Origin of the sequence: Streptococcus mitis, assembly GCF_001074635.1 — a bacterium.
Lineage (GTDB): Bacteria > Bacillota > Bacilli > Lactobacillales > Streptococcaceae > Streptococcus > Streptococcus mitis_E.
Genome location: NZ_JUQO01000216.1, coordinates 1 through 7,002, shown reverse-complemented (window position 1 = coordinate 7,002; position 7,002 = coordinate 1). Strand labels below are relative to the sequence as shown.

Sequence of the window (7,002 nt, the reverse complement as noted above, 5' to 3'; positions counted from 1 at the left end):
ACGAAGGATAAGAAAGACATTCCAGAGTACATCTTCAAAGAAACTAAGAAAGATAAAGATGGAAATACAATCCATGTATATACTAAGAAATCTTCTTCAACACCATATTCACCAACACCTTCAACTCCAAGTAATGAAGAAAGTAAATCAACAGTTTGGAAAGATACTGAAGGTAATGTTCTAAAACCTCAAGAAGATGGTACAAAAGATAAGGGAACATTTACTGGCTATGAATATGTCAAGACTATTTTAGTTGGAAATGTAACAACCCATATCTTTAAGAAAGTGATTACTCCAAGTCATGATGGAACTCCTTCTCATTCAGAAGTGCCTGGACAATCAGATAAGCCAAATCATTCAGATGTTCCTGGACAATCAGATAAGCCAAATCATTCAGATGTAACAGCAACATCAGATAAATCAACTCAAATAGTGAATTCAAATGAATCAACATTTGTAGATGGTAAACGGGAACTTCCGAATACAGGTACTCAATCATCAACTTCATCTCTCCTTCTTGGAGCTCTAGCAGCAATAACTGGCTTAGGTTTAGTTTCAAGACGTCGTAAAGATGATAAGGAGTAAGAAATGGTATAAAGCGTAATAAGTCGCTTATCTATCATTCTGAAGTTTATGATAATCAAGAAAAGCCTTTCCTCTATTCTTAGGGGAAGGGCTTTTTGAAGTAGGATATGTAAGTAAGGTAAACCCCAATAACGAGGTATATTGAAAAATCTCCAGACTAGAGAACTCACTGATAGTTCCTAATCTGGAGATTATTTTTTTAATCTTCTTTCAACTTCGCCAATTCTTGTGCAAGGAGTTTAAGGGCGACTTGTGGGTTGGCTTGGCCTTTGGTTGCTTTCATAAGGAAGCCTGTAAAGGCTTTATCTGCGTTACGTTTGCCTGACTTGAAGTCGGCAACGGCAGCTTCGTTATCCGCAAAGACTTGGTGGATAATTGGAATCAAGACAGCTGGATCTGAGATTTGAACCATACCTGCTTTCTCCACGTATTCACGCGCACCACCACCATTTTTAGCTAGGTGGACAAAGACTTTCTTAGCAATCTTAGAAGAGATAGTGCCGTCTTCGATGATGGCAATCATTTCAACCAAGTTTTCTGGTGTTAATTCGATTTGTTCCAGTGTCTTACCTTCAGCGTTCAAGAACTGAGCGACTTCGCCTTGGAGCCAGTTAGAGACTTGTTTGGCATCGCCACCGAGGGCAACAGCTTTCTCAAAGAAGTCAGAAGTGACTTTGTTTGCAGTCAACTGGCTAGCATCGTAGTCTGACAAGCCGAGGTCAGAGACGTAGCGAGCACGGCGTTCTTTTGGAAACTCTGGCAACTCAGTCCGCATTTCTTCGATCCACTCGTCTGAAATTTCAAAGAGAGGTAGGTCTGGTTCTGGGAAGTAGCGGTAGTCTGCAGCCCCTTCCTTGACACGCATGAGGATGGTTGCTTTGTTAGCTTCATCGTAACGGCGTGTTTCTTGGCGGATTTGACCACCTGAGCGAAGAATTTCAGCCTGGCGTTGAACTTCGTATTCAAGACCCTTACGAACGTTTGAGAAGGAGTTGAGGTTTTTCAACTCAGTCTTGGTACCGAATTTTTCTTGACCATAAGGACGAAGAGAAATATTGGCATCCACACGCATAGAACCTTCTTCCATCTTGACGTCAGAAATGCCAGCGTACTGGATAACTTCCTTGAGGGCAGTTAGGTAAGCGTAGGCTTCTTCTGGCGAACGCATGTCAGCTTCAGATACAATCTCAATCAATGGAACCCCTTGACGGTTGAGGTCAACATAAGAGTAGCCATCTGTACCGTGGGTGTTTTTACCAGCGTCTTCCTCTAGGTGAGCACGTTCGATACCGATTTTCTTAGTCGTACCGTCTTCTAGTTCGACTTCAATCCAGCCATTGTAACCAATTGGTTCATCAAACTGAGAAATTTGGTAGGCTTTTGGATTATCAGGGTAGAAGTAGTTCTTGCGGTCGAAGTGCATCTTTTTGTGGATGTCCATATTGAGGGCAAGAGCAGCCTTGATACCGGCATCGACAACACCTTTATTTAGAACTGGCAGAACACCTGGGAAAGACCAGTCAATCACGTTAGTGTTGGCATTTTGGTCATTCCCAAAGTGGGCAGAAGTAGGTGAGAAGATTTTTGAATTGGTGTTGAGCTCTACGTGGACTTCAAGTCCAATGACTGTTTCAAAGTTCATTAGTTGTCACCTCCAAAAATCACGGGTTGTTGTTTGTGGTAGTCTGTTGTTGCTTCAAAAGCAGCAGCAGCTTGGTAAATGGTTTCTTCTGAGTACTTAGGACCAATCAATTGTAGACCAACAGGCAGACCTTGAGAGAAACCAGCAGGAATCGAAATTCCTGGTAGACCAGCTAAGTTGACTGGGATGGTCAAGAGGTCAGCTAAGTACATAGCAACTGGGTCGTGGTTGAGTGAGTCCAAGTCATAAGCAACACTTGGAGCAGTTGGTCCTAAGATCAAATCATAGTCTGCAAAAACTTTTTCGAAATCTTGAATGATGAGGGTACGGACTTGACCAGCTTTCTTGTAGTAGGCATCGTAGTAACCTGATGAAAGACTGAATGTACCAAGCATGATACGGCGTTTCACCTCTTCACCGAAACCTTGGCTACGGCTGTTTACATAGATTTCATCAAGGTTGGTTGCATCTTCTGCGCGGTAGCCGTAACGGATACCGTCAAAACGTTGCAAGTTTGATGAAGCTTCTGATGAAGCGATGATGTAGTAGACTGCCACACCGTATTTAGAGTGAGGAAGGCTGACTTCTTCAACGATAGCACCAAGTTTTTCAAAGTGTTTAGCGGCATTCAGGATAGTTTCCTTAACCTCTGGGTCAATCCCTTCGCCAAGATATTCCTTAGGCAAAGCGATTTTCATTCCCTTGATGTCTTGACCGATTTTTGAAGTAAAGTCGGCAATGCGGACAGGAGCAGAAGTAGAGTCTTTGGCATCTTCGCTGGCAATAGCGTTGAGCAAGAGAGCATTTTCCTTAACAGTAGGAGCGAAAGGTCCAATCTGGTCTAATGAGCTACCAAAGGCAATGAGACCGAAACGTGAAACTGTTCCGTAAGTTGGTTTGAGACCAACAATCCCGTTGAAGGCAGCAGGTTGGCGGATAGAACCACCTGTATCAGATCCAAGAGACAAGCGGACTTGTCCTGAGGCTACGGCTGCGGCAGAACCACTTGATGAACCACCAGGAACTTTGCTGTGGTCCCAAGCATTTTTAGTGGCACCGTAGTGAGAAGTCTCACCTGAACCACCCATGGCAAATTCGTCCATGTTGGTCTTCCCAACAACAATCATACCCTTAGATTTTGCATTGGCAACGGCTGTCGCATCAAAGATAGGCTCATAGTTGTAGAGCATTTTTGAGGCAGCAGTTGTGAGAATACCGTCTGTAGAGATGTTATCCTTAACTGCAAGTGGAATTCCTGAAAGGACATTGTCAGCGTCAATTCCAGCTTCATCAATAGCTTTAGCTTGAGCAAGGGCTTGCTCCTCAGCGATGGTAACAAAAGCGTTGATAGCTGTCTCTCGAGACTTGATATCTTCAAGCGTTGCTTGGGTCAATTCAGTTGCAGAAATTTCCTTAGAAACAAGGAGATTGTGCAAGTCTTCAATGGTTTTATTGTTGAAAGTCATTAGGCATCTCCTCCATCGTCTAGGATAGCTGGTACCTTGATATAGTAGTTGTCTTTTTCAGGTACGTTTTTAAACAAGCGATCACGGTCTGTTCCTTCTTCGGCTACATCAGGGCGGAGTACAGTCTTGCGGTCAGCCATAGTTGTAGTAGGTGCGACACCGGTTGTGTCAACTTCGCCCAGCAACTCAACCATGTCAACAATCTTAGACAAGGTAGTCGCAAAGGCGGCAGTTTCTTCTTCAGAGAATCTTAATTTTGAAAGATTGGCAACGTGAGTTACCTCTTCTTGCGTAATTTTCATCTTGCATCCTTTCGTGAAATGATGATTTTTAGTCTGTTCTATTTTACCATATTTTCCTATAAATAAGGGAGGGAAAGATGAAAAAAGACATCTGGCAAGTCGAGAAAGAGTTTTTTAAAATAGATAAAAAAATAGCCGTCCTAACTTTGGCGAGTTAACGAGCTATTTTTTAGTTATGTAATTACAGCCATCGTCTTAAACGGCTCTGTGGGGTGTTGTTGTCGCAACACCTTTTTCTATATTTATTGTAACATTTATTTGAAAAATCGCAAAGGGAATTAGGCTCCCTAGTATTTGGATAAGTTGGGTAGAAACTGAGTAGCAGGCATTAAAATTGCTTGCCAGTTTTGTCTATTGTGCATTAGCAAACTAAGATTTTTTGGTTTTAATATGCACTCTTTAGGTATTCATTCCATAAAGCCTGAAGTTCATCTGCATTTTCTAAAACATATTGTCTGATTATTTTTAGGTCTTTTGCCTTTAATTTACCATCTCTCAGTTCACCGTTCAGAAACATTGAGCCGACCTCTTCTCCGTGGATATAAATGTGAATATGTGCTTTTTGACCTTTATGGTTATGTTCGTTAGGACGAATTTCAATACCATACTTTTATACTCAATAAAAATCAAAGAGCAAACTAGAAAGCTAGGCACAGGCAGTACTTGAGTACGACAAGCCGACGCTGACGTGGTTTGAATTTGATTTTTGAAGAGTATTAGGAAAGAATATTTAGGCATGTAGTAGTCCCGCGTAGTCCTTCCATGTTTCAAGGTAGTTATCGCGATTTAACTCAATTTGCTTTTGAGCAAAACGAATGTCATAGTCTGCCAAGTCCAAATTTTCCAATACTTCTCCAGTTAGAATACTAAAGGTTCCAATTAATTCATCGTCATCATACATGCGTAAAATAGGGTTGCTTGGATTCTTGTAAATATCATCTTTTGTCACTTCTAAATTAGTTACACCAAATTCCTTGAACATGATTGCTTCTCCTTTTTCTTTTATTATATCATTTTTGCTAGAATTGTCACGGTTTTCTATCTATTTGACTACAAGGAATAGCTTTTGTTCAAGTATAGTCTGACATAAAATAGAAATTGAAAAAAACTGCAAAATCCGATATAATGGAGTGTTGAAAGGAATGGTAAAATCCAATGTAGAAATCATTCTTAGCTATTGAAACAAGAAAAATAGAGAATCAAAGAAAGAGAACTTATGAATATTCAAGAAGAAATTAAGAAACGCCGTACCTTTGCCATCATCTCCCACCCTGACGCGGGGAAAACGACCATTACTGAGCAGTTGCTCTACTTTGGGGGCGAGATCCGTGAGGCTGGTACCGTAAAAGGAAAGAAAACAGGGACTTTTGCCAAGTCTGACTGGATGGATATCGAGAAGCAACGCGGGATTTCGGTGACCTCATCTGTTATGCAATTTGACTACGATGGCAAGCGTGTGAATATCCTCGACACACCAGGGCATGAGGACTTTTCAGAAGATACCTATCGTACCTTGATGGCGGTGGATTCTGCGGTCATGGTGGTGGACTCTGCCAAGGGTATCGAGGCGCAAACAAAGAAATTGTTTGAAGTTGTTAAACACCGTGGCATTCCCGTCTTTACCTTTATGAACAAGCTAGACCGTGACGGTCGAGAGCCACTGGACCTCTTGCAAGAATTGGAAGAAGTCTTGGGTATTGCGAGTTACCCGATGAACTGGCCGATCGGGATGGGGAAAGCCTTCGAAGGATTGTATGACCTCTATAACCAACGCCTGGAGCTCTACAAAGGGGATGAGCGTTTTGCCAGTCTAGAAGATGGGGACAAGCTTTTTGGCAACAATCCTTTCTACGAGCAAGTTAAGGATGATATTGAACTTTTAAATGAAGCTGGAAATGAATTTTCAGAGGCAGCAATCCTTGCTGGAGAATTGACACCTGTCTTCTTCGGTTCAGCCCTTACTAACTTTGGTGTGCAGACCTTCCTTGAGACTTTCCTTAAATTTGCTCCAGAACCACATGGACACAAGAAAACAGACGGTGAAATTGTCGATCCTTATGACAAGGATTTCTCAGGATTTGTCTTTAAAATCCAAGCCAACATGGACCCTCGTCACCGTGACCGTATCGCCTTTGTCCGTATCGTATCAGGGGAATTTGAGCGTGGCATGAGTGTCAACTTGCCTCGTACTGGTAAGGGGGCTAAACTTTCAAATGTTACTCAGTTTATGGCAGAAAGTCGTGAGAATGTAACCAACGCTGTAGCAGGTGATATCATCGGTGTTTACGATACCGGTACTTATCAAGTTGGGGATACTTTGACAGTTGGCAAAAACAAATTTGAATTTGAACCATTGCCAACCTTTACTCCTGAAATTTTCATGAAAGTTTCTGCTAAGAATGTCATGAAGCAAAAATCCTTCCACAAGGGGATTGAACAATTGGTGCAAGAAGGAGCCATTCAGCTTTATAAAAATTACCAAACAGGTGAGTACATGCTAGGCGCTGTAGGTCAACTTCAGTTTGAAGTCTTTAAGCACCGTATGGAAGGTGAGTATAATGCGGAAGTGGTCATGAGCCCAATGGGTAAAAAGACCGTTCGTTGGATTAAGCCTGAGGACTTGGATGAACGCATGTCATCAAGTCGCAATATCTTGGCCAAAGACCGTTTCGACCAACCAGTCTTCCTCTTTGAAAACGACTTTGCCCTCCGTTGGTTTGCGGACAAGTATCCAGATGTAGAGTTGGAGGAGAAGATGTAAATCGTTACAAATGACTAGCAACATAAAGTTGCTGTCATTTGACGGTAACCGCTATGGCGGCTTACCTAAACGCTTCACTAGGAAAAATCCACGAATGGTATCGATTCGTGGACTTTTCCGTCGTAATGGGAAGGAAGCTATCCAAACATATGATGAGAACAAAAAAGAAATGAGATAAAGAATGGAAAAAGCGAAAAAAGCGATTGTCTTAGGTGCAGATAATGCTTATATGAATAAAGTTGAGAC

General features: G+C 42.0%; 8 protein-coding genes. 3 read left to right on the top strand and 5 right to left on the bottom strand.

Annotation, left to right across the window (positions count from 1 at the left end):
* Window positions 1–585, top strand: a 585-nt coding sequence (locus ADI58_RS09130; RefSeq protein ID WP_049522355.1) for an LPXTG cell wall anchor domain-containing protein, incomplete at its 5' end; no start/stop codon positions are given.
* A gap of 199 nt (window positions 586–784) precedes the next feature.
* On the opposite strand, the gene gatB is transcribed toward ADI58_RS09130, so the two are convergent.
* From gatB to ADI58_RS09105, 5 genes are all read right to left on the bottom strand, one after another.
* Entirely contained in the window at window positions 785–2,227 is a 1,443-nt protein-coding gene (gene gatB / locus ADI58_RS09125) for an Asp-tRNA(Asn)/Glu-tRNA(Gln) amidotransferase subunit GatB (protein ID WP_049522353.1), read from the bottom strand.
* Window positions 2,227–3,693, bottom strand: coding sequence for an Asp-tRNA(Asn)/Glu-tRNA(Gln) amidotransferase subunit GatA (gatA, locus tag ADI58_RS09120; protein WP_049522351.1), 1,467 nt, complete (start codon window positions 3,691–3,693; stop codon window positions 2,227–2,229). The genes gatB and gatA overlap by 1 nt, the downstream gene beginning before the upstream one ends.
* Entirely contained in the window at window positions 3,693–3,995 is a 303-nt protein-coding gene (gene gatC, locus ADI58_RS09115; protein WP_000705419.1) for an Asp-tRNA(Asn)/Glu-tRNA(Gln) amidotransferase subunit GatC, read from the bottom strand. The genes gatA and gatC overlap by 1 nt, the downstream gene beginning before the upstream one ends.
* A 385-nt stretch (window positions 3,996–4,380) precedes the next feature.
* Window positions 4,381–4,596, bottom strand: coding sequence for a DUF4160 domain-containing protein (locus ADI58_RS09110; protein ID WP_049522350.1), 216 nt, complete (start codon window positions 4,594–4,596; stop codon window positions 4,381–4,383).
* 129 nt (window positions 4,597–4,725) lie between these two features.
* The gene (locus tag ADI58_RS09105; RefSeq protein WP_049522349.1) at window positions 4,726–4,977 is read right to left on the bottom strand and encodes a hypothetical protein; all 252 of its coding nucleotides are present in this window, start codon (window positions 4,975–4,977) and stop codon (window positions 4,726–4,728) included.
* Window positions 4,978–5,211: 234 nt separating this feature from the next.
* Here ADI58_RS09105 and ADI58_RS09100 point away from each other — a divergent pair, with 234 nt between their 5' ends.
* Entirely contained in the window at window positions 5,212–6,756 is a 1,545-nt protein-coding gene (locus tag ADI58_RS09100; protein WP_049522346.1) for a peptide chain release factor 3, read from the top strand.
* 10 nt (window positions 6,757–6,766) lie between these two features.
* Complete coding sequence (locus ADI58_RS11300) at window positions 6,767–6,934, top strand: hypothetical protein (protein WP_161800938.1); 168 nt, start codon at window positions 6,767–6,769, stop codon at window positions 6,932–6,934.
* Window positions 6,935–7,002: the final 68 nt, after the last annotated feature.

Coding starts and splice junctions, on each gene's coding strand:
- gatB (WP_049522353.1), bottom strand. CDS start 2,227: ATGAACTTTGAAACAGTCATTGGACTTGAAGTCCACGTAGAGCTCAAC.
- gatA (WP_049522351.1), bottom strand. CDS start 3,693: ATGACTTTCAACAATAAAACCATTGAAGACTTGCACAATCTCCTTGTT.
- gatC (WP_000705419.1), bottom strand. CDS start 3,995: ATGAAAATTACGCAAGAAGAGGTAACTCACGTTGCCAATCTTTCAAAA.
- ADI58_RS09105 (WP_049522349.1), bottom strand. CDS start 4,977: ATGTTCAAGGAATTTGGTGTAACTAATTTAGAAGTGACAAAAGATGAT.
- ADI58_RS09100 (WP_049522346.1), top strand. CDS start 5,212: ATGAATATTCAAGAAGAAATTAAGAAACGCCGTACCTTTGCCATCATC.
- ADI58_RS11300 (WP_161800938.1), top strand. CDS start 6,767: ATGACTAGCAACATAAAGTTGCTGTCATTTGACGGTAACCGCTATGGC.